The organism is uncultured Senegalimassilia sp. (assembly GCF_934636665.1).
Taxonomy (GTDB): domain Bacteria; phylum Actinomycetota; class Coriobacteriia; order Coriobacteriales; family Eggerthellaceae; genus Senegalimassilia.
In genome coordinates, this window is record NZ_CAKUAT010000012.1 from 25,858 (window position 1) to 47,590 (window position 21,733).

Below are 21,733 nucleotides of genomic sequence, written 5' to 3' on the forward strand. Positions count from 1 at the left end.
GGTTTGGCCTGCTGCCCGGCGTGCTTTGCATGCTGCCTGCGTTCCTGGGGAACACGCCGCTGTTGGGCGAAAAATAGGCGGAACCGCTTTGCGATTCCGCCATACAAGGCCCGTGTGCCTTTTCTGCTTGCTTGACGTTATGAATCACCGGCATCGACGGTCGACGGGTTTTGCCTGGAAAGCCCAAACATACGCTTAGGAGGTGTCATGGGCGTCCGGTCGGCCTTGCCGCGATGGGCCCAGCCTCGCTTTTCTGAGTCTCTAGCTTTGGGCTTTGTTTTTCGAGTAGACGAAGCGGGCTTGCTCTGAGCGGAGAAACTCAATGACGTTGACGTGGTGGACGTCGAAGTGGTCGCAGACGTCCACCAACGACGCCTTCTTCTTGCTGGGCTTCGGAGCCTCCTGCGTGACGACGCAGCCACCGTGCGCCATCGCGTATGCGACGAGCCAGGGGTCTGCAACCGTCTCGGCGAGGAAGTCCGAGGCGACGTTCGGCTTGTAGTCGCCTCGGACGTATTCCGCAACCTTCATGTACGCCTTCACCACCTCGGCATCGCCGAGGCTGTCTTTGAAGGATGACCGTTCGAGGTTGCCCTTTACCCAATCGGACAGGTCATCGCCGCCGACGACGAGCTCGTCGTAGACATGGCGAATGCTGAGAGACCGCTCTGCGTTGAAGTCGTCGACCATGAAGTCCCAGAAGCCGGGGCAGATGTCGAACGCGTAGTAGCGGTTCTTCGACTCGATGAACGCGTTGGAATCGATCAGGTAAGGCGGGTAAGGCGCCACTATACGAACATCCCCTCTCGCTTGTAGTAGTCGGAGAAGCTGCCGGCGCTCATGCCGGTGAGCCGGTAGGCGTCGGAGTAGAGCAGCCTCTCGGACTTGAGGGCCAGGTACACGGTCTCGGGGAAGAGCTTGCCGAGATGGTTCTTCTGCAGGGTGTAGAAGGAGGGCCCGGAGGTTTTTGCGCGCTCTCCCTTATTGGGAGACAGGGAGGACAGGCGGGCCCTGTAATCGTCCAGCCTCCTGAAGAACTCCGCCTTGCTGATGAGCTTCAGGTCCTTCGCCCTGCGCAGGCACACGATCTCGCTCACCTTGGTGAAGCGCATCATCTCCTTGATGGCCCCGTCGTTGTCGAACCGGTCGAAGAGGCGGAAGGCCAGGGAGGAGGGGACGAGGAATTCGGCCGCGATCTCGTCGCAGATGGTCTCATTGCTCTCGTCGAGCTCGGCGTCGTCCAGGCCGCTCTCGTTGAAGAGCAGGTGGGCGAACTCGTGGGCCAGCGTGAACAGCTGGGCGGAGCGCGCGTCCCTGGTGTTGATGAAGATGACCGGCGCGTAGGCGTCGGTCAGGACGAAGCCTCTGAACTCCTTCACGTCGAGCGTTCTTTTGCTGCTGTTGCCGACGTAGCTTCCGGCGCAGACGTAGACGCCGGTCGCCTCGATGGCGTCGCGTAGCGCGCGAACGGCGGCGTCGCTGGCCAGGCTCTTCGCCCAGCCGACCTCGAGATTGATGAGGGAGCGCATGGCGGCCACGCACTCGGCGACGGAGGTCATGCCCTTGCAGCTGCCGACGAAGGAGAGCCTGTCGGCACCGTCGTCCTCCAGATACTCGGAGAGCCAGTCCTGCCGGGATTGCATCAGGTTGATCGTGTCGTAGAGCTCCGGGCTGGGGTCCTTCGGCGCTTCGGAGGTCACGGTGCGGAAGTCGGGGATCTGGAGGCCCAGGTCGGGTAGCTCGTCTTCGTAGAAGTACGGCAGCAGGACGTGCGTGGCCTTCGCCAGCTTCTGCATCTGCTTGGCCGTCGGCTCTGCGTCGCCGGTGACCCACAGGGGCGCCTTCTTGGAGATGCCCGTCATGTCCTCGGGCGTCTTGCCGCAGCGTTTGATGGCCCACTCGATAACCGCGGGATTCGGCGTGTCCCTCATGGCGTTCACCTCCTTCTTCTGAAGACAACAATATATCGCAATCTCTTGCGTGGCGCAGCGTGCGCGCGGCGCAGGTTGGCGGAATTCGCATCTCTCCGCCATCTCGCCGCGCACTTTGCCTGCCGAGGACTGCAAATACCATAAGAAGCCTTCTAAGGGCCTGAATTGAGCATTATGGGCGTATCCGCAGAAGCGCGCTTTGGCGACTGTCCCCGCGTTTTCATGCGCCTTGATGCCGTTTGTGAAGAACCGTCTCATTGGGAAACGGGTCCCAATGAGACGGTTTCGGCGGGCATCAAGGGTGGAAATCGGCGCGCTTCGAGCGTTTGGAATACCTCAGCATTTCGATTGCCTTATGCGCTCCTAGTGGCCCTAAACGACCCGTCGAAATCGCCATCGACCCCCGCTACCTGCGCAAAATCACCTGCACGACCTTGCGTTTTCGTCTTGACAAAAGGGATGAGTGTCGTGGGCCCGCGCCCCGCGCTGCCGAACGAGGTTGCAACCTACAACGACTACCAGCGCCAAAGGCTGCTGGTGAAGCCCGGCATGACATGCTACTGGCAAACCCGTCGCAATCGCGACTCGATTACCTTCGACGAGTGGGTAGATTTGGACCTGTGGCGGTTCGGCTCTGCTTTCCGCTCTGGTTATTGTGTTATCGAAAAGAGTGCCTTTCTTGAGAAAGGTATTTGGCATCTAACGGATCAGCAGCATCAGGACTTCTTCTGCGCTTTTTACGGCTAAGGAGTATTGCGTGGGCTGCGAGCGCCTTAGAGTGATGATGTCGGTTGCAATTTAGGTGACGGCGATGGCGATATGTGAGCTCGTTGATTCGCTTTTGGCATATGCTATTGACCTTGCTTGCATGGTTGCGCGCTAGGTCCGGCGGACGTAAAGATGAGCATGCTAAGGGGCGCATTCTCTGCCTGTTGCAGTGGATCTCGAAGTGCTTGAACACGTTTAGCTTCGTCTCTTCCCTTATCTTGCAATCCCGTACTGCACCCTTGCTGTTCACCGGATCGTGCATGAGCGTCTTAAAGAGGACTCAGCTCGTTATCCTGTGGTTTGCTCTGATTTGACATGGATCGGGCGATTCCATGGGGATTGCAACTGTTATCGTGCACTCGGCGGGCAGAACGGTGGAGCTCATTGCGGTTGCAAAACCCTAGCTAACCTTCAATTGTAATTACTCGGTCGCATATTTCTAGTGCTGCTGGGCGATGTGTGACAATGATGACGGTGCGGCTGAGGGCTCGCAGGCGGTTGGTAGGGGGTTGCGGACAAATAGTTGGACCAAATCGGTCCGGTCAGGAGTTCACGAATGCCAAGCTACACGGACGAGCAGAAGCGCAGGGCCGTTGACATGGTCGAGGAGTGCGGCGGGTCGATGACGCGCGCGATGCGCAAGCTGAGTTATCCTACGCGCCAAACGCTGTACCGCTGGCTGAACCGGCGCGACGCGTCGCGCGAGAGAAGGGCTGGCAGGCCTTGGAGCCATTACGATCCCGCCCTGAAGGCGCAGGCTGTGGCGTTCGTGAGGTTGGGCATGGCGTGGCGGAGATGCTCGGAGTGTCGAGCGCCGCGGTGGTCTACAATTGGGCCAGAGCTGCAGAATCCCCGAGTCCCGCGGCGGCGGACAGGAGCCCCATAGAACCCATGAGAGATTCCGACGACAGGGCGCACGACGGCTTCGAGGGGAGCCTCGAGGAGCGCGTGCGCCAGCTCGAGCTCGAGAACGACATCCTGAGGGCGGCGGCGAAAGTTTTAAAAGCCGAAAGCCCCAGCCCGATGACGAACAGGGAGAAGGCCCTGGTCATAAACGAGCTACGGGCGACGACGGGGAGAAGCTTGAGAGAGCTCGCCGGTTCCTTGAGGATATCGAAGAGCTCCTATGAGTACCAGCGAGCGGCGCTCTGCAGGCCAGACAAGCACGCCGGGCTGCGGGCGCGCGTGCGCGAGGCGTTCGAGGGCGCGAGCGCCTTGCGCGGCTATCGCTACGTCACGCACGTGCTGCGGTCTGGAGACGGCCCGGTCACGGTGTCCGAGAAGGTGGTGCGCCGCATCATGCGCGAGGAGGGGCTGGCGGTCGCGTACGCTAAGAGGAGGGCGAGGTGCGGCTCGTACAAGGGCGAGATATCCGATGCGCCCGAGAACCTGGTCAACCGCTCCTTCCGGGCCGCGGCGCCCAACGAGCTGCGGCCCGCGGACATCACGGAGTTCGGGCTACCGGGCGGCAAGGTGCACCTGCCCCTGATCCTCGATTGCTTCGACGGCGGCCTGCCCGCCTGGTCGATCGGCACGAGCCCGAACGCGGAGCTCGCCAACAGCAGCCTCGAGGCCGCATGCGGAACGCTCCGCGAGGGCCAGCGCCCCGTGACCCGTTCCGATCGCGGGCGCCGTTGCCGCTGGCCCGGATGGATAGCCATATGCGAGAAGAGCCACCTGATCAGGTCGATGTCGAAGAAGGGGTGCAGCCCGGACAGCTCGGCGATGGAGGGATTCTTCGGCAGGCTCAAGAACGAGTTCTTCCACCATCGGGACTGGTCGGGCGTGACGATGCCCGAGTTCTGCCGCATGCTCGACGCCTATCTGAGATACTACAACGAGGAGCGGCCGAAAGAGAAGCTGGGATGGCTGAGCCCGATGCAGTACCGCAGAAGTCTAGGGCTGGCCACATAGCCGGTCCAAAGAAACGTCCGCATCCTCCGATCTCCGAAATCTAGATACAGGTCAAAGTATGGTGATTCAAAATAGATGAATCTGAGTTTCGCTAACCTTACGCCGTCCGGCGCCTTGGTGATAGTTGTGAAATATGCTAAAAGAGATTAACGTGCGAAGTGAGAAGTGTGGCCTATCTCCTGCCGAATGCCAGAGGACCTGTGTTCGTTGTTGTCCTCGTCGAAGCTCCAGTTATGGATGCCGGCTAAGGTTTTTGCCCATCTGGATAGAAGGAGCATCAAAGAATGGAAACGCTAAACCTAATCCTTGGGATAATTGCCTCATGCGCGTCGATTGTCGCTGCTGTCATATCCCTTTCTATTAAGTCAGATATCGAGAAAATGCGAGATTCTTTTCAGAGAAATGCCATGCGTGTCTCTGGTAACGGCAGCAGCCAAGTTATGGGCTCGGGCAACAAGGTGAACGTGCATGCCAATCGCTAGCTCATGTTCGACAGAACTTTCTTCGCTGGGGTTTGGAACTGGCCAGATTGTGGGTGATAACAACACCCAGAAGATTATGATGCAAATTGGCGGCAAAGAAGGGCTTACCCATAGCGTGGTGCATGATTTGCTCGCCCTCGTCTATAGCGGTTCGCTCAGTGCTGATTCAGAGCTTCCGCTCGATGTCCCCATCGGCATGAATGATAAATTGCGTTTCAACAACGCAAACAAATATATAAGGATTATCCGCAACCATTCGGACGACTATTCCAAGGTTCGCGAAGCCATGGGCGAGTTCCCCGACAGCGAGAAGATAATCAAGAAACTCGGCGATCTCTTCTTTATCGCCGCTGATTATAATGCCGACGGCGAGCTCGTAGTTGGCGATGGGGACAAGCAGCTCGATGCAATCAAAGACCGTCTTGTCCAGACAATTCTTGAGGACGTGGATTATAATCCGCATGTTCATACGCGCGAGGATGTAGAAAGTTTCTGCATCGCGCTCGTGGCGTGCGGGGTTTCCAGATGCATCGTTCTGAAAAAGCCCACGTAGGAGAGTGTTTAACTATTCATGCTGCTTCTCGACAGGAACAACGACCCGGTGAAGACGGTCTACTATATCGCCGCTTTGGCACATTCACGGATTTCCGCCGAAGGAGAAACCGGGATAATCGACCTTTACAGGTGGGTTTGCGACTCCGCTCGATGCGGGGAAGTTCCTTACGATTTCTTCTTGATGGCTATCGATTTTTTGTTCCTTGTTGCTGGAGTGGATGTTACTGGGGAAGGGAAGCTCCATGTTCATAAAGTCGGTTAGGCTTCGGAACTCGATGACCGGTCGTGTCATGCGTGAGGTTGTGTTCCATAGGGGGCCAATCTCATTGCCGATACTTTTGAGTCAGACAGGCATAATAAGGTCGGGAAGACGACGTTCCTCAAGCTCGTAGACGTGCTGCTCGGTGCAAATGGAAGGGATCGCCTCTACAAGGACGACGAGACGAATAGCGTCAGCGAGGAGTTGCGCGACATTATTGTTGACAAACGGGTCGTGGGAGAGATGACTCTCGTGAGCTCGTTCGAGAGGCCCTTTAACCACAGCGTTGAGCTCAAAGTGGAGCTGTTTCCAAGAGGTCGATATTTCTTTGACGGCGAGAAGGTCAATGCAGCCAAGTACAGGGAACTGTTGGGCGAGGCCTTGTTTGCGGTTGGCTCTAGCAAGCCCACGTTCCGCCAGCTCATCAAATATTTCGTGAGAGTATCCATGAGTGGGGACGACGATTCCTTCCTTAGAGCGCTGCCCAGAGCATCTATCGCTGATTACAGGGCGGTCTACAACTATCTATTTGACATTTCGGATTCGGAACTCGACGCAAGGTTAGCTGAGCTTAACAGGGAGCTGAGCAAGCTTAGGGAATCCGTCAAGCAGTACAAGCGCCTTTCTGGTATTGAGGACGAGGAACAGCTTGCCCAAGTGGGTGTGGCGCTGGAGCGCGAGTGCCAACGCCTGGAGTCTCGGCTAGGCGACGTGCTCGATGCCGATGAGTTTAAGGCCAACAGGGAGACAATCGAGGAGGCGAGGAGTCGTTATGCCGAACTGCGCTCTGATTTGGCCGAGGTCGAATTTAGGATTGAGCGCAACAATAAGTCAATAGAGCGCTTCAGGAAGGGGGCGGCGAAACAAGCAGACCTGTCGCTTTCGCGCAGCTTCTACGACGAGGTCTGCTCCCTCATTCCCTCGGTGAACAAGACGTTTGAGGACATGGTTGCGTTCAACCGAGCGCTCTGCGAGAACGAGATAGCGTACTTCCGGGAGGTCGGGGCTGAGCTCGAATCCGAAAGAGCGGGCATCCAGGCTAAGATCGCAGCCTTCTCGGCTGAGAACTTGCGCTACCTCTCGCTCCTTGATGGCAAGGCGATGGGCGAGTACGAAGCCCTTCTCGAAGAGTGCATGCGCCTGCGCCAGGAGATGGGCAGAAATGCTGAGGTCCTTAGCACGCTGCAAAACTATGATAATCGTATAAAGGCACTGAAAAGTCAAATCGCAAGCCTCTCCGAGGGTGGAGAGGAACGGGAATCCTCGATCTCGAGTCATCAAGCTATGATGAATTCCTTCAATAGTTATTTTACGCCGATGGCAAATGCTGTTAACGGCGAGAGGCCCATACTGACCTACTCGACTGACACGAGCAAGTTTCCGGTGGCTATAACCGACCTCAACGGATCAAGTACCGGCACGCGTAAGTCTCTTTTGGCAGTTTATGACCTTTCGTACCAGCAGTTCGCAATTGCTAACAAGATAGAGGTGCCTCGCTTCGTGGTTCAAGACGTCGTTGAGAATGTTGAGGGTGAAGACCTGAGGAAAATTATCGACCAAGCAAATAGCATAAATTGCCAGTTTATTATCGCCGTGCTTAAGGAGAAGCTTGATTCATCGCGGATATCCCAGGAATCACAGGACGCAATGTGCATCCTCGAACTGTCAGAGCGGGACAAACTATTCCAGGGCCTGACGGTCGAAGCAAACGAGCGGAGCCATGGTTCGGAATGAGCGGTGCGCAGTGGCCAACCATAAGAAAGATTCCGGACGTTACAACCCATGGAAGTACAGCACGACAAAGCATCCCTCGATACTGAGCGAATGCCCGGACTGCAAGTTGCTTGATGATGCCGAATTGTGGGCCCTTTACGAGTTCTACGTTCTCCACTCGCCGTGCGAAAAAACTAGCTGCCAGGGAAGACCGTTTGAACGGTACGGCTGGAGCGGTTCTATAAGGGATACCGGGCTGGGCTCCGAGCTTGAGGCGGCGTTCACAGAATGCAAGGGTCAAATGATCGTGCCTCGAAGCCCCGTTAGTATTCCTTGCGGGGACAAACTTGCGGTCGATTTGCCGCGTATGTTTCAACTTGCTGATTTCACTGATGGACTCCTTTTAGATGTCGCTACGGAACGGGTCGCCATGAGGGCTACGTCGGGCAGCAATTCATGGCTCAGGCTATTCCGCCGTATTAGGAACTGCTTAGCGCATGGGCGCTTCGAAGCAGCCGATCCAGCTGACGGACTTGGTCCGTCTCTGATAATGGAAGATAGGGATGCAAATAATATTACGGCCCGTATGGTGCTCAGGTTGCAAACTTTGTTGAAATGGCGTGAAATTGTCGAGCGCGGCCCGACCATCGCAGTTTCACCGGCTGAGGTTTCGTGGAGCGAATAGGGCTTTACGGCACTAGCTGCTCGATTCTATGGCCAGCAGCTATGCTGCTACCCACGTAAAAACCATCAGGGGGAGTGGCGGTATGGCGATCGGACAGCAGCAAAACTGTTTATGTCAAGCAGGCAATGAACAAAGGGGGATGCTGACATTTTTCCGTCCCAAAGCCTATGCTGCGAGCCCCAATGATCTTCTGTATTGCATAGGACTCATTCCTCCCAATGGCAGCTTGATCATCTCCTCGTTATACCAACGGATGTATTCATCGAGGGCATCCATGAAGCCATGGATCGACCATCCCGACCAGTCGCGACCACAGAAGAACTCGACCTTGAGCCGCCCGAAGAACTCTTCCATCGCGGAGTTGTCGGGAGAGCAGCCCTTCTTCGACATGGAGCGCGTGATTCCGTATCCCAAACGCGCGCTTGCGCTAACGTTCAGCGTCAATGCCGCAAGAAAGATGAAGAATGACATTCACAAAGCCATTGCCCAACAAAAAGGCATGAGGAAGGAGTTGGTCGGTCGGGTTGATGTGATGAATTATCACGCTCTTGCAAGGCAGATAATTATGAAGCATGGTCACGCATCGCTTTCGCATGGCATTGACGTTAACGCTCTTACGCCTATGAACGAAAGCCATGTTTTGGCATTTCTGCATAATCTGAAAGTTCCTTTCTCGGAAAAGCACAACAAAGTTTTGACTTCTCTTTCCGCTGCAGTAAAGCGAGCGGATGAAAGGTTAATCGATTCTCTATTTGAGCCATATTGCGATCTGGTTTTAAAGACATTGATTCAGAATGGCTGTATTACCTACAACGCAATTCTTCTCCCGGCAATCAAGGTGCTCCAAGACGACAAAAATACTTGCGGTCTTTACCGATCCCTGTACCCATACATCATCGTTGACGAAGCGCAGGACACCAATCTGCTTGGTTACAAATTATTCAATAAGCTTGCAACAAAACGGACAATAGTGTGTATGTTCGGGGACTCTTTGCAGCGGATTTACGGCTTTATTGGCGCAGTTCCGAATTTCATTGAAATCGCCTGCAAGGATTTTGATTTTAAGGTGATGGAATTGAAGGTTAACCACAGGTTCCTTCCCGGATCCCCTATGCAGCTTCTGGATAAGAATATTCGGGAGAACATACGCAATCCGTTATCTCCATCCATTGACGATGAATCGAAAATCCCCTTGCTTCTATCTAGTTCGGTAGAACTCGAGATTAAACAGACTTGCAAACTAGCTTCCAGAGTTATTAACGCCCAAAATCACGCAAAGATTGCAGTGCTTGTTCGCTCGAGGGGTTATTATTCCGACCGCATCGTTAATTCAGTTCGCGCGGAGGGCATCTCTTGCTTCGATGGTCTATTTAGCGACGAGGACGAAGAATACATCCAATTCAACGATCAATGCATTGCCGAGTTGGATCGACTTTCAGGCGGTGACCATAAACTCAGTCTATCTACTTTGAATGATTTTGTTGAAGCAACAAGAAAGCTGCTACAAGGGGGAAGTTTTGCCCATGGTGATTCATAGATGCAGCTGATTGAGGGGATGCGAGCGCAGGTCCGAGCGGAATATGCGGGCACGCCCGCAGACGCTAAATACCAGTATGTTAGAAACATTCTTGAAAACAAAGCGCTTCGCCATGCCGTTAATTATGTTGATGCGGCAGTTGTGGTCACCACCATGCATGCGTCAAAGGGGCTCGAATGGGATTACGTTTTTCTCCCTGAGATGATGCAGTGGGTCGTACCTGCATATACCACATGTAATGACTGCTGCTTTCAGCTCAGAGAAAACCGAACGGTCGGGCATAAGTGCTTGCATGAGGGAAGCCATGTTCCCCAATCGTACGTCGACGAATTGTGCTTGTTTTACGTGGCAGCTACTCGTGCCAAACGCTCGGTAACTCTTCTTGCATCAAGAGACCGCGTGAACGGAAAGTGCGAGCACAAGACGGGATATCTTTCATGCTTTGCATCCATCCCCGGAGTAAAAGCCTTCACGCCTGAGTCGTTAGCTGACATTGTCGTCTCGTAGTGTATTGAATCGGGACTGCGGTGGAAATCCTGGACCGTTTCTGATTAGGCGATTTGGACTGGTCAAGGTTTCTTGGACGGAAAAATAAGCTTCTTCAGGCAACATCTCGCTCTAGGTCGCACGGGGCGTAATAGCCGATCGATGAGCGCATCCTCTACCTGCTGCAGCAGGGCTCGATGTATTCGAACACGTCCCGCTTCGCCTCCTCCCTCGTCTTGCAGCCCTTGCCGTTCACCAACTCGCGCTTGAGCGTCTTGAAGAAGGATTCCGCGAGCGCGTCGCCCCACAGGTCGCCCGGCCGCGACGTGGATCGGGCGATTCCATGTGGCTTAAGGCGGCGCTGGAACGTCCGGAATGCATGCTGGCGGTTCTAGTTGGAGCTAGACCGACTTCCGCTTAGCTGCGACCGCGTATTCGCGTTCTGGGTACGTGAATGTCGAATCGTGGCCGTCAACGGCGGTGTGTACGATGGCCGACTTGGCATGCTCAGGGAGAATAGGGAGCTGGTCCTTGACCTGCTTTACCTCGATTTCTCCACTATCTATGCTTTATCGTGGCAGGAGATGGTGATGCCGGTGTCTATCCATTATGCATTGGATACGAGCAGAAGGCATCAATTCCGCTACCATAAAAGCGTTCGACGAAACCGGCTTGGGACAGCTTTGTTGCTCGGTTGCAGTGATTTAAAGATCGCAAAAGGATCTCGTGAGTTTTATCGCATCATGAGCAATGAGACTATAGGGGAAGCCGTTTTACGGGGAGATTCGACCAAGCTGGCGTTATGAGTCTCCCCTGGAGGCTAACCCTTCAAGAAAATGCATGCAGCACAGGAGGAAGATGTTTTCGAAGTTAGAAATGGGAGCGTTCGCACAGCTTTTCAACCGTAGTGGTTATGTCCTCGACTTCAGTACTGCGGACTTCAATGCTTTTACGATGAACAGCATCGGGATGCCTCTCTGTGGGCATTATGGTCTATCAAAAGGACAATCAATGCTCGCCTATCTTGGTGAAGCCGATCCTATAGATGCGACACGGCTACTGCTGGATCTTTTTGAGTACTACGAGTTTCACTTTAGGCCGGAGTTCGATTCTGCCGCAGAGGATGAATTCAATTCCTACAAGCATGAGAAAGGCAAGAGGGGCCTGTATATCAAATGTAAGGAGGTTGCAGATCGGGAACGTGCCGGGGCGAGTTACCTACAGCCATCGCTGCGCTATCTCCAAAAGGAATTCTCGAGCGAATTCATGAACGACCGCATCTCCTTGCTCATGGAAATGAGGGAAAGCGACCCGACGGAAGCCATTGGCAAGTCAAAGGAGCTTATCGAGAGCTGCTGTAAAACGATACTTGGAAAGATGCAGATATCCGCGGATAAGAATTGGGACCTAAATAAACTCGTAAAAGAGACGATGAAAGCTCTTTCTATTACTACCGAAACAGTTACTGGAAACAGTAGGGAGGCTAGTATTGTCAGGCAAATACTTGGAAGCCTCAGCGGCCTTGCGACGGGAGTTGCCGAGTTCCGAAACGAGTACGGGTGCGGTCACGGCAGGGAGGCGGGTTTTCTCGCCCTGCCCGTCAGGCATGCCAAGCTCGCAGTAGGGAGTAGCATCACATTAGTCGAATATCTTTGGGAAACCTACAACTGGCGCTCGGGCGGCAATCAGAACTGAGTAGCTCACGTGCGTAGACAAACAAGCCCCTAATTGCCGGCTTCATGAGTGATGAATACAGCCATTGTTGTGCAAATCGATTAGACTTGTAAGTGTCTTTCAAAGAGATGGCTGCTCCGAGTTTGAATGCGAAGCAATGTGTATTTGGAGGAAGCAATGTTGATGTATTCCACGCTGTTGGATATCGATGAGTCTCTTACTCGCGATGATTTCATACGTCTTGTGATTGAGTGGAATCAGTCGAGCCCACATCAAGATTGCGTGATTCCAGATCTGAAATGGAGTGGGCAGGGCAACATCCGATATGGTGATGGGTCGCTTTGGCTTGGTATTGAGGAGTATCGTAACCATAATACCGTTGCAATTCGTTATGAGATGACGAATGCAGAGGGTGTTGTCTGGGATACTGATTTCATCATGAATTTCGATGAAATGAGAATGGCAATTCAGCTTGATCGAAGTCTTACTGAGGGGGCTCAGGTCGAGGACTATCGTTTTTCTGTGCCTTATTTTGTGACGATGTTAATCAAAGAGGGATATCTAAAAGATGATAACGGTCTTCCTGTTTTGAGAGATCCTATTGATATCACAAGTGACAATGTTGATTTGATTGCTTCAATTGTTAACCATGAGAGACAGTATAGCCTTCCGGTTATCTATATCTCAAAGACATCAGCGAATCATGCTCTGGTGAATGTAAGCAAGCTTTGCAACAGCTTGAAGGGGGTTGCTCATGTTTTGTTGGAACAGAGTTGCCAGCTTGATTTGGCCATAAGAAATGCATGCGGCGACCAGAACGAATACTTGGGCGCAGTCGGTGTTTATTTTCCGAACGGTGATCACAAAAGACTCTTGCCAAAAAAGTATTGCAACGATAGTGGCCTATTCGCTAATAGAATCATTCGAATAGTCCTGCAGTATGCAAATGCGCAAAAGACGGATTTATCGTATACATGGGCTGGTGTGACATATTCTCTTTTGAACGATCGCAAAAGTGCGGCGGATCACGCACGTCAAGTGGCTGAGAATCAGAGGGAAGAGTACGTAGATGCATTTGATCAGGAAAATAAAGAACTCCATCAAAAGGTTGATGAACTGACAGCGAAGAATGCATCATTAGAAGCGGAGGTTCGTGGGCTTAGAAGAAAGCTGAATAATGCTGAAGGGACCCCGCTTCTTGTTTACGGTGAGGAAGAAGAATTCTTTCCAGATGAAATTAAGGAAATGATTCTTGAAGAGCTAGAAAAGCGCGCTAACAACCTTAGCTCTGGGACGCGAAGGGCTGATGTTCTGAGTGATGTTTTGGAAGCTAATCCTGTTCAGGGCAGAAGCGATCAGAGGAGATCGAATCTGCGAAATGCACTGACGGATTACAGTAAGATGTTGCCTTCCAAGAAGCGCCAGCTTCAGGATCTTGGATTCGAGATTGACGAAGATGGGAAACACTATAGTCTGTCATATTACGGAGATAGCAGGTACTTCACTACTCTCCCAAAGTCTGGCAGCGATTGGAGGGGAGGCAGAAATTCCGTATCGGAAATCATCCAGAAGCTGATGTAGCCTTCTATGGCGAGGGCCGCTTCCTTTCAAAGCCGTCTTGATTTGTCTTGCTTGCACCAACTTCCCCAAGGCTACTCGGTACCGTCAATGGTTTTACGCGAATTCAGCCAGCCGTCAGCATGACTGCTCCTTGAGAAGCGACACGTCCAGGTAGGGGCGCGATCCCCATTCGCTGTCGGCGACGCACTTCAGGCGGGTGGCCACCAGCATGAGCGCGGATTCCCCGTCGGGGAACGCGCCGACCACACGGGTCCTGCGCCTTATCTCCCTGTTGAGCCGCTCGATCGCGTTGTTCGTGCGGATGCGCCGCCAATGTTCGCGGGGCGTCGTGCAGTACGCGAGGGTCTCAGCGTACCCGCCGCGCACGACCTTGGCGCCTCTTTGAGCTTCATCGACTTGAGCTCGGTGGCCACCGACCCCGCCTTGGCCGATGCCGCCTCGCGCGACTCCATCGCGTGGATCGCCTTGAGCATGGCCGCGACCTGGGAGCGCTTCGATTTGGGGACCTTGGCCAGCGCGTTGCGGTAGAAGTGCACCGTGCGGCGCTGGTATCTGGCCTTCGGGAACACCTCGGCGATCGAGCCGACCACGCCGGCGGCCTTGTCGCCGGTGAACATGCGAGCGCCGCGCAGCTCTCGCGACTTCAGCCACGACGGGAAGCCGCGCCAGCACTCGGCCGACTCCGTGAAGCTCTCGGCGCAGCCGACGACCTTGCGGTAGCAGTCCCCGTTCACGCCGATGGACACCATCATCGTCACGTCCTCGAGCCTCGGCATCGCCGGCTGCTCCTGCATACTTTCCGCTAGACCCCTCCATTGCGGTCTTCGTCCTTTCCAAGAATCCGTTATGTCGCAATTCCAGATTCTAGGGCGAAGGCTGTTCCCCTTCAAAGCCATCCCGATCCGCTTCGCTTACACCAACTGTCTCGACACGATCTCCGGGTCGTGGACCGCCGTCCGCCCGCCTTCGGTGATATCTGACCAAGGCGGCTTGCATCAACGATCGGCGTACTACTACAAACCGAGGTTTGCATAACTGCTATGCGGAAAACTTCGCAACAAACTTGCGAGCTTTGAAGAGTTTTACCCCTAGGTATTCTTCTTTCTTGTCGATTTGGTTTTCGTATTGTTTGAGAATCTTTAAGCATAGGTTCTTTTTGGCGGTAGAGTTGCCGTCGATTCTCTTGCGGGCAATTGATTTCAGAATCGTTTGCTCCATTGCCTGCATCGCCGCAGCGCGGTTTGCGCAGAGATTCGTTTTGCTGCTATTTAGCCCCAGCGTATCATTAAGGTCATGGTTGATGTCCGGGTCGTCCGCATGGATTCTTCCGTCATGATGATAGGTAATGGTAGCAAGCGTTTCTGGCTTGAGCGGATTCACTGTCAAAGGCTTATTGCCGCGCCGCTTATCACACGTCGCACCGCTTCGACCATCGCAAACCGCGAGCATATTCTTGTATGACAAGCTCAAATCCCTATCGAAGCATGAGGTGGCGGGATGTTGCGGCGTTATATGCTCGATCGTTGCGGGGTTGTCGTTGGTGTCGATTCGGCACATGCAATATGCGCACAGATGCCCCTGCTCGGCAATAAGAGCCTCGAGGACTTTTCGCTTATGCTCGCCACGTAGCGGCGAATAGTCGAATGAGGCATCCGGGGTGTTTTTGATATCCTGCTTCGCTTCGGTTAGCGCTTTCGGCTCGTTGCCCTTGATAATGGGAATCATGACAGCAGCTCCTCGAGTTCGAGGGTTGTTTTTGCCGCTATAACATCGGGGTCATCTCCGCCGATAAGGGATTCGATGTTGATAATGACATCCTTTGCCGTTCTGTAATCTTCCTCGTCGATTGCGCGGTTGAATGATGCAAACAACTGCATAACGTTTTCTGGACGAGAGGTGGCGCCGAGTACGGTATTGAGGATGTCGCTTGCGTCGCGTCCTCGGGTTTCTGTTGCGGGTATGGCTGTAGAGCACTCTTCAAGTATGCGAATGTTGTTCCGCGGAACCGACGCGACAATGACAGGGGAGTGCGTGGTTGTGATAAATTGCACGTTCGGGAAAATTCGCACTAGATCGTCGAGGATGCGCGCTTGCCAACGAGGATGCAGATGCAGATCGATTTCGTCGATTAAGACGACGCCAGGCGTTTCAAGCACATGCTCGCGTAAAGCAGGGTTAAGCGTTGCCATACGATAGGCAATATCGGCGATAAGGCTTATCGTTCCACGATAGCCATCGCTCATGGAATGAAGCCTGTCGCGGTGATAAATACCGTTAGCATCGCAAAACGTGAAGACAAGTTGTTGTAGCTCCGCATCGTAATCGACCATCGCATTGTCAATTGACGCAGCAGAGTCGAAGCAGGTGGCGAGCGCCTTTTTGACGGCCGTGAATACCGCGCTTTCTCTTTTGTTCTGCCATTCCCACAATGACTGCCTCTTGAACCAGGCATTCATGCGTGAATCGTTCGAGGCGGCTTGCAGGGCATCTTCGTAGCCCCTAGTTCTGCTGGGCAGGATGTCTGACGAAGGACCATCCTGTTTCCAAAGGCGGTTCGTTCCGTATCGCGCAAGAATTGGCAACACCAAATCACTGTCGTCGGCTGCAATTTGTTGAATTCGTTCACCTGCATTGACGATAGTCTTGGCGTCTGCTCGCGTGGTGCGGCCCTTCGCGCTGTTCAGCGAACGGGTCCAAGATATCGATGAGCCAGCAACAACGCCAGCCGCGCTAATTACGACAGGATACTGCGGCTGCACAACCGTCATGTCGCCTTGCTTGATAACAGCGCCTCGAGCATCGTCGGAAGAAATCGACGGCGACGTTGCGTATTCGATTTTATGGAACAGCGTTCCGAGTGCAACGGAGGCAGCGTCAATCAACGTGCTTTTACCCGTTCCGTTATCGCCAACAAGAACGGTGAGTTGCTGGTCGAAGTCGATGGAAAGCGATTCGAACCTCCGGAAGTTACTAATCTCAAGTTCGCTAATTCGCAACTCTGTGTTGGCGAATCCCACAATAACCTCCTGTGTTTTGCGCTGGCAGCCAGCCAATTAAACTTTTGTGCCGGATCAAACAGGTTCATTATAGTCGATGGCTTACGGGCTTCGGCTTTTGCGGCATGCTGCCTTCGTCGCTGACGTACGGAAAACGCAACCAGCCGAATCAACCAATAGGCAGGAGACGAGGTCTTTCTGCTTTGGTTCAAGCCTTGTGAATCAGCTATAGACGACTGTGCATATTCTGCTAAAGGTTCATCGGCCCGGATTTTCGCGATGCTGCCCATTTATTGATGAAGAGTTGTAATTTTGTTTATCTTGCTTGTCGGGATGAATCTCCTTATCAAGCTGTAGCGTCAGTGGCTTTGCGCACTTTTAGGTAGTCGCCGGCACGGCTACTCTTTGAGCAGAGACGCGTCCAGGTATCGACGGGAGCCCCATTCGCTGTCGGCGACGTATTTCAGGCGGGCGGCAACCAGCATCAGCGCGGATTTCCCGTCGGGGAACGTGCCGACAACGCGGGTACGCCGCCTGATCTCCCTGTTGAGCCGCTCGATGGCGTTGTTCGTGCGGATGCGCCGCCAATGCTCGCGGGGCATCTCGCAGTACGTCAGCGTCTCGGCGAAGCCTTCGCGCACGACCTTTGCGGCCTCCTTCAGCCTCATCGACTCGAGCTCGGCTGTCACCGACTCGGCCTTGGTCGCCGAGGTGAATCTGAATCTGCCCCAGATCCGTTGACAAGTCGATTTCCGTTTCGGTTGGACTGGGACTGTTTTATGGACATCCGGAATCGAGCTGATGAGCGCACTGCCGCTCATATTCCACGGGCGATAGGTTGCCGAGGGACGAATGCGGCCGCCTGGTATTGTAATACAGCTCGATGAACTTGAATATTTCCTGCCTGGCCTCTATCCGGGTGTCGTACTTGCGATCGAGGGGAAGCTCCCTTTTCAGGGTCTTGAAGAACGACTCCATGACGGCGTTGTCGTAAGGGCAGCCCTTGCGGGAAAACGATTGGACGAACCCGCGATTCTCGAGCTCCCTGCAAAACCTGCTCGAGGTGTATTGGCTGTCTCTATCCGTGTGCACCATGAGTCCTTCTTCCGGATTTCCCTGTTCACAGCATTGTCAAGGGCGTCGATTACCAGATTCTCGTTGATGCGGGGGGCACTTGCCATCCGACTATCTTGCGAGAGAACAGGTCGAGGTAGGTGGCCAGGTAGAGCCATCCTTCTCGTGGGTATGTAGGTGATGTCGCCGCACCACACGCTGTTCTTCTTTTGGACGGAGAATTCCCTGTTCAAGACATTGGCCCCTTTGTCCGAGGCCTTTCCGCCCCTTCTGTACTTCTTGGGGCCCCTGTAGGATGCCGGCCCTTTCCTCGCCATCATGCGCTGCACGGTCTTGCCGTTCGCAACGATGCCGATCTTGCGAAGCTCGACGACGATCCGCCTCGACCCGTACCTGCGATTGTTGGCGTAGAAGATGTCCTCGACGAACGGCTCCAGCGCCTCGTGGGCTATCTGCCTCGATGATTTGGGGCGGTTCAGGAAGGCATAGTATCCGCCTCTGCTGACGCCCAGCGCCCCGCATGCCTTCTTGACGCTCATCCCATGCTCGCCGGTCCTCACGAACTCGAACCTCACGCTTGGGCTTGCCTCGAGAAGGCCCGGAATTTCTTTAGTATCGCGACCTCCTTGCGGAGCTCCTCGTTCTCCTTCTGAGCTTCAGCATCTCGTGATCCTTGTTCGCGACGGGGTTGCCGCTTCCGGGGAACGCGTCCTCGCCGTCGGCCTCATATTTGCCGCCCACCTTCTGAGGGTGCAGCACGGCACGTTGAGCCGATCGGACAGCCCCTTGACCGGGATCTCTCCCTCGAGAACCAATCTCGCGACGGAGAGCTTGAATTGCCTGTCGTAGCGTTTTCCTGGCATAGTTTGAACACCTTTCCAATCGAAACGCTCGATTCTCCGTGTCCATTATATTGTCCCAGTCCAGTCCTCCCAGTCCTCTTCTGGTCCAGGATTTCCACCGCAGTCCCAATCGGCTATCTTATTAATTTCTATTGATGGATACACGGAATTTGCGTTGCGCAAAGAAGGGAAGATGCAAAGGTGCTTCAACTATTTCCGGTGCTTAATTATCAATTAAAAAACAAGCGTGAGCTAACCCGCCATGAATATCGTCATGAATGGCGTAAGGTGATTGAATATGATGACGTTATGGGAGTGGTTCGGCCTGTATTAGTCGCTCAGGTCGTTGCTTTTATCGCTTCAGTGCTCTTGTTCTCAGGGAAAATTGCAATAGGCTATTTAGCAATCAATATGGTTGAACCATTCGATGCGCGAGTTCGGCAGATTTTTTCATCATTTAGGGATGACCCTGCCGGCTTTCTGTCGTTCGCGGTATTGACATTCAGTGTTTGCGTTTTCTTTTGGTTCTATCTGAAAAAGGATTTTGTTACTAAGTTTGCGTTAAGGAAAGCCATTCTGAGAGACACTTGTGCAAATCGCGCTTCTTATTCAAGACGTGCAATTACGTCGTCAAATGCGAGCACGGTTAATTTTGCTGTACAGTGTGCGATTGCCGTTTTAGCGGCAACATTGCTAGTTTCTTCGTTGTTTCGGCTTGAATTATCGACAACCCTAATGGCTCTCGTGGCGTATGCGATTTCTGTCGTTCATATCTGGTCTTTATTTCGAATAAAGGATGGCGAGAAGACAGCATGCGGATGCAAAGTTAAGTGTTGTTGCGCGATTCTTGCTACAATAGCTGTTGCCATTGTATTGATTGCTTACGTTGAGTCATTTGGCGATTTTCTTGGTGGTCTACAACCAATACGGAATTTATGTTTGACGATAGCATATCTTGCTGAATCTTTTTGGCTTGTGATGTTTGGCATTTGGTACTTGCTGCTCTTTTATGAATGGCGAATCCCGAAACAACGAGTAAGTTGCATCAAGAAGAAACAAAAAGTCGATCTTCAGACGATCAACGATGCAGATGCAGGCAAAAAAGGCACATTCCGAGATTGGTTAAAAAAGGACATAGAAATAATGTGGATTGTCGCTGTTGCGCTAATTCCTGTTCTCGCAGTGATGATTATTGAGTCAGCTCAGCTCTTGTGTGTGCTAATAGGCTTACTGTATCAGTTGCTTAATCTTGTAGTTCAGCCTGTATGGTAAGTTAAGGCAGATATCTTTGATAGGAAATAGCATTCTTGACGAATGTGTTCAGATGGAAAAGATTGAATCTGATATTGTGAAGAAAGCAAAATAGATTTGTTTCGGTGCCGTCAATAGTTTTGCGCACTTTTAGCTAGCCGTCAGCACGACTGCTCTTTGAGAAGCGACACGTCCAGGTAGCGGCGGGAGCCCCACTCGCTGTCGGCGACGTACTTCAGGTGGGCGGCCACCAGCATGAGCGCGGACTTGCCGTTGGGAAAGGTGCCGACCACGCGGGTGCGCCGGCGTATCTCCCTGTTCAGGCGTTCGATCGCGTTGTTCGTCCGGATGCGCCGCCAATGCTCGCGGGGCATCTCGCAGTACGTCAGCGTCTCGGCGAAGCCGTCGCGCACGACCTTGGCGGCCGAGGCCTCGCGCGACTCCATCGCGTGGATGGCCTTGAGCATGGCCGCGACCTGGGAGCGCTTCGATTTCGGAGCCTTGGCGAGGACGTTGCGGTAGAAGTGCACGGTGCAGCGCTGGTATTTGGCGCTAGGGAAGACCTCGGCGATCGAGCCGACCATGCCGGCGGCCTTGTCGCCGGCGAACACGCGAACGCCGCGCAGCCCGCGGGACTTGAGCCACGACGGGAAGTCGCGCCAGCCCCCGGCCGACTCGGCGAAGCCCTCGGCGCACCCGATCGCCTCGCGGTAGCCGTCCTCGTTCACGCCGATCGCCGCCATGACGGCGACGTTCTCGTAGGAGCCTCCCCAGCTGCGCTTCAGGTAGACGCCGTCGACGTAGACGTACGGGCATTCGCAGGCCAGGGGGCCTGCATCGCCGCTCCTCGGCCGCCTTGAAAGCCTTGTCGTTGAGGTTTGAGGCCGTGCCGGCGGAGACGCCCGCGCCCCACAGGATCTCGCTGACGTCCTCGATGCGGCGCGTGGGCACCCCGGCCAGGTACATCTCGATGATGGCCTCCTCGACGCTGGTCTCGCGCCTCTTGCAGCGCTCGACGACGGCGGTGGCGAAGCGCATGCCCTTGAGCTTGGGCATCTTGAGCGTGAGCTGGCCCGACGTCGTGGTGAACCCGCGCTCGTAGTGCCCGGCGCGGTACGCCGCGCGCTCGTCGGTGCGCTCATAAGGGCCGGCGCCGACGAGCCGGTCGGCCTCCTCGTCGGGCATCGCGTTGATGGTCTCCTCGATGGTTTTCCCGACCAGCTCGCGAAGCTCGGACTTCACCGCCTCCTCGTCGAATGATGCGATTGGGTTGGACATGACCTGCCTCCTAGCATGATTGAATTCGACACTCAAATCATACCGACGGCACGCGCCATGTCTTTTCTCTTTCCTGGGCGTGTTCAGCTTTCAAAGTGCGCAAATATTTTTCGTTATCCGAGCTCCGGCAGATACCGCGTACAATTCGGTTAAAGGCAATTGCGGATGGGGAAGCATCATGGAGATCGGATTGACCGAGACCGTCAGGAAGATGGCGTCTGCCGGCGCCCTGCCGGCTGCGCAGGAGGGCGAGCTGCTCTTCTGCTGGGACCTCGCGCGCGTCGATTTCGGGCAGCGCAAGCTGCTCGTCGCGTCGAATGCGGCCACGCGGCTGTGCGCCATCACCAGGATGGCCGCGGCCGACTGGAAGCGCATCGACGAGGTGGCCCTCCGGCTAGTCGAGGACGCCGTCGGCAGCGCCGGCCTCGACGCCGCGCGCTACCTCGAGCTCGCAGGGGAGGCACGCCTCAGCAAGACCCACGGCAGGCGGGCGCTGGGCTGCGTGAACGACCTGTCGCGCATGCTCGACCCCGTCCGGATCGACATGGGCGAGAAGCTGCAGTGGCGCGAGATGGAGCTGCTCAACTGCAGGCTCATATCCAAGTGCGCCGGTCACGAGGGTTACGGCGTCCCCGCCGAGCGCTTCGCCGAGGACCTGCGGGCGCTGATCGATCGCGTAGAATAGCGGCTACTTGTGAAGAAGGTGG

General features: G+C 54.4%; 22 protein-coding genes and 5 pseudogenes. 14 read left to right on the forward strand and 13 right to left on the reverse strand.

The window, feature by feature from the left end:
• Positions 1-261 precede the first annotated feature (261 nt).
• Both Q0G75_RS06095 and Q0G75_RS06100 read right to left on the reverse strand, forming a co-directional pair.
• On the reverse strand, positions 262-789 hold the full coding sequence (locus Q0G75_RS06095) for a DUF4411 family protein (protein ID WP_294416128.1): 528 nt from the start codon (positions 787-789) through the stop codon (positions 262-264).
• On the reverse strand, positions 789-1,931 hold the full coding sequence (locus tag Q0G75_RS06100; protein WP_294416126.1) for an ImmA/IrrE family metallo-endopeptidase: 1,143 nt from the start codon (positions 1,929-1,931) through the stop codon (positions 789-791). The genes Q0G75_RS06095 and Q0G75_RS06100 overlap by 1 nt, the downstream gene beginning before the upstream one ends.
• Positions 1,932-2,105: 174 nt before the next feature.
• Here Q0G75_RS06100 and Q0G75_RS06105 point away from each other — a divergent pair, with 174 nt between their 5' ends.
• The 7 genes from Q0G75_RS06105 (at position 2,106) to Q0G75_RS06130 (ending at position 8,307) form a co-directional block, all read left to right on the forward strand.
• The gene (locus Q0G75_RS06105) at positions 2,106-2,678 is read left to right on the forward strand and encodes a sugar transferase (RefSeq protein WP_294416160.1); all 573 of its coding nucleotides are present in this window, start codon (positions 2,106-2,108) and stop codon (positions 2,676-2,678) included.
• Positions 2,679-3,494: 816 nt separating this feature from the next.
• Positions 3,495-4,613 (forward strand): IS3 family transposase, encoded by a 1,119-nt coding sequence (locus Q0G75_RS06110; RefSeq protein ID WP_294416159.1) that lies wholly within the window; start codon positions 3,495-3,497, stop codon positions 4,611-4,613.
• Positions 4,614-4,897: 284 nt separating this feature from the next.
• Positions 4,898-5,095 carry a hypothetical protein gene (locus Q0G75_RS06115; RefSeq protein ID WP_294416125.1) on the forward strand — a complete coding sequence of 66 codons (198 nt, stop codon included), beginning with the start codon at positions 4,898-4,900 and terminating at the stop codon, positions 5,093-5,095.
• Positions 5,082-5,648, forward strand: coding sequence for a hypothetical protein (locus tag Q0G75_RS06120; protein WP_294416123.1), 567 nt, complete (start codon positions 5,082-5,084; stop codon positions 5,646-5,648). The genes Q0G75_RS06115 and Q0G75_RS06120 overlap by 14 nt, the downstream gene beginning before the upstream one ends.
• Before the next feature lie 18 nt (positions 5,649-5,666).
• Positions 5,667-5,912, forward strand: coding sequence for an ABC-three component system middle component 6 (locus tag Q0G75_RS09365; RefSeq protein WP_365910845.1), 246 nt, complete (start codon positions 5,667-5,669; stop codon positions 5,910-5,912).
• Positions 5,913-6,044: 132 nt separating this feature from the next.
• Positions 6,045-7,643, forward strand: a complete 1,599-nt coding sequence (locus Q0G75_RS06125; protein WP_294416120.1) for a DUF2326 domain-containing protein — start codon at positions 6,045-6,047, stop codon at positions 7,641-7,643.
• Positions 7,644-7,653: 10 nt separating this feature from the next.
• Positions 7,654-8,307, forward strand: a complete 654-nt coding sequence (locus Q0G75_RS06130) for a hypothetical protein (RefSeq protein WP_294416118.1) — start codon at positions 7,654-7,656, stop codon at positions 8,305-8,307.
• 165 nt (positions 8,308-8,472) lie between these two features.
• On the opposite strand, the pseudogene Q0G75_RS06135 reads toward Q0G75_RS06130, so the two are convergent.
• A pseudogene (locus tag Q0G75_RS06135) lies at positions 8,473-8,703 on the reverse strand (IS3 family transposase); the annotation flags it as partial.
• Here Q0G75_RS06135 and Q0G75_RS06140 point away from each other — a divergent pair.
• The gene (locus Q0G75_RS06140; protein WP_294416116.1) at positions 8,696-9,844 is read left to right on the forward strand and encodes a UvrD-helicase domain-containing protein; all 1,149 of its coding nucleotides are present in this window, start codon (positions 8,696-8,698) and stop codon (positions 9,842-9,844) included. The pseudogene Q0G75_RS06135 and the gene Q0G75_RS06140 overlap by 8 nt on opposite strands.
• Positions 9,845-10,351: a 3'-5' exonuclease gene (locus Q0G75_RS06145; protein WP_294416114.1), complete on the forward strand. Its 507-nt coding sequence runs from the start codon at positions 9,845-9,847 to the stop codon at positions 10,349-10,351.
• A gap of 154 nt (positions 10,352-10,505) precedes the next feature.
• Here Q0G75_RS06145 and Q0G75_RS09370 read toward each other — a convergent pair whose 3' ends face one another.
• A complete protein-coding gene (locus Q0G75_RS09370; protein WP_365910866.1) occupies positions 10,506-10,670 on the reverse strand; it encodes an IS3 family transposase in 165 nt (54 codons plus the stop codon).
• Between the two features lie 124 nt (positions 10,671-10,794).
• Here Q0G75_RS09370 and Q0G75_RS06150 point away from each other — a divergent pair, with 124 nt between their 5' ends.
• The 3 genes from Q0G75_RS06150 (at position 10,795) to Q0G75_RS06160 (ending at position 13,585) form a co-directional block, all read left to right on the forward strand.
• Positions 10,795-11,136 carry a hypothetical protein gene (locus Q0G75_RS06150; RefSeq protein ID WP_294416113.1) on the forward strand — a complete coding sequence of 114 codons (342 nt, stop codon included), beginning with the start codon at positions 10,795-10,797 and terminating at the stop codon, positions 11,134-11,136.
• 34 nt (positions 11,137-11,170) lie between these two features.
• Positions 11,171-12,025, forward strand: a complete 855-nt coding sequence (locus tag Q0G75_RS06155) for an abortive infection family protein (protein ID WP_294416111.1) — start codon at positions 11,171-11,173, stop codon at positions 12,023-12,025.
• Positions 12,026-12,169: 144 nt separating this feature from the next.
• Positions 12,170-13,585, forward strand: coding sequence for a hypothetical protein (locus tag Q0G75_RS06160; RefSeq protein ID WP_288578765.1), 1,416 nt, complete (start codon positions 12,170-12,172; stop codon positions 13,583-13,585).
• A gap of 201 nt (positions 13,586-13,786) precedes the next feature.
• On the opposite strand, the pseudogene Q0G75_RS06165 reads toward Q0G75_RS06160, so the two are convergent.
• From Q0G75_RS06165 to Q0G75_RS09380, 8 genes and pseudogenes are all read right to left on the reverse strand, one after another.
• Positions 13,787-13,909: pseudogene (locus Q0G75_RS06165) on the reverse strand (transposase); the annotation flags it as partial.
• Between the two features lie 65 nt (positions 13,910-13,974).
• Positions 13,975-14,481, reverse strand: a pseudogene (locus tag Q0G75_RS06170) (transposase); the annotation flags it as partial.
• 142 nt (positions 14,482-14,623) lie between these two features.
• On the reverse strand, positions 14,624-15,310 hold the full coding sequence (locus Q0G75_RS06175) for a hypothetical protein (RefSeq protein WP_294416107.1): 687 nt from the start codon (positions 15,308-15,310) through the stop codon (positions 14,624-14,626).
• Entirely contained in the window at positions 15,307-16,602 is a 1,296-nt protein-coding gene (locus Q0G75_RS06180) for an AAA family ATPase (RefSeq protein ID WP_294416105.1), read from the reverse strand. Before Q0G75_RS06180 ends, Q0G75_RS06175 begins: the two co-directional genes overlap by 4 nt.
• A 377-nt stretch (positions 16,603-16,979) precedes the next feature.
• Positions 16,980-17,282 (reverse strand): annotated as a pseudogene (locus Q0G75_RS06185) (transposase); the annotation flags it as partial.
• Between the two features lie 76 nt (positions 17,283-17,358).
• On the reverse strand, positions 17,359-17,559 hold the full coding sequence (locus Q0G75_RS09375; protein WP_365910851.1) for an IS3 family transposase: 201 nt from the start codon (positions 17,557-17,559) through the stop codon (positions 17,359-17,361).
• Positions 17,535-18,230, reverse strand: coding sequence for an IS3 family transposase (locus tag Q0G75_RS06190; protein WP_294416104.1), 696 nt, complete (start codon positions 18,228-18,230; stop codon positions 17,535-17,537). The genes Q0G75_RS09375 and Q0G75_RS06190 overlap by 25 nt, the downstream gene beginning before the upstream one ends.
• An 81-nt stretch (positions 18,231-18,311) precedes the next feature.
• Complete coding sequence (locus tag Q0G75_RS09380) at positions 18,312-18,518, reverse strand: transposase (protein ID WP_365910854.1); 207 nt, start codon at positions 18,516-18,518, stop codon at positions 18,312-18,314.
• Between the two features lie 180 nt (positions 18,519-18,698).
• Here Q0G75_RS09380 and Q0G75_RS06195 point away from each other — a divergent pair, with 180 nt between their 5' ends.
• Positions 18,699-19,769 carry a hypothetical protein gene (locus Q0G75_RS06195; protein ID WP_294416102.1) on the forward strand — a complete coding sequence of 357 codons (1,071 nt, stop codon included), beginning with the start codon at positions 18,699-18,701 and terminating at the stop codon, positions 19,767-19,769.
• A 140-nt stretch (positions 19,770-19,909) separates the two neighbouring features.
• Here Q0G75_RS06195 and Q0G75_RS06200 read toward each other — a convergent pair.
• Positions 19,910-21,026: pseudogene (locus tag Q0G75_RS06200) on the reverse strand (IS256 family transposase).
• A 178-nt stretch (positions 21,027-21,204) separates the two neighbouring features.
• Between Q0G75_RS06200 and Q0G75_RS06205 the strand changes: the two are divergent.
• On the forward strand, positions 21,205-21,711 hold the full coding sequence (locus tag Q0G75_RS06205; RefSeq protein WP_294416100.1) for a hypothetical protein: 507 nt from the start codon (positions 21,205-21,207) through the stop codon (positions 21,709-21,711).
• The last annotated feature ends 22 nt before the right edge of the window (positions 21,712-21,733 follow it).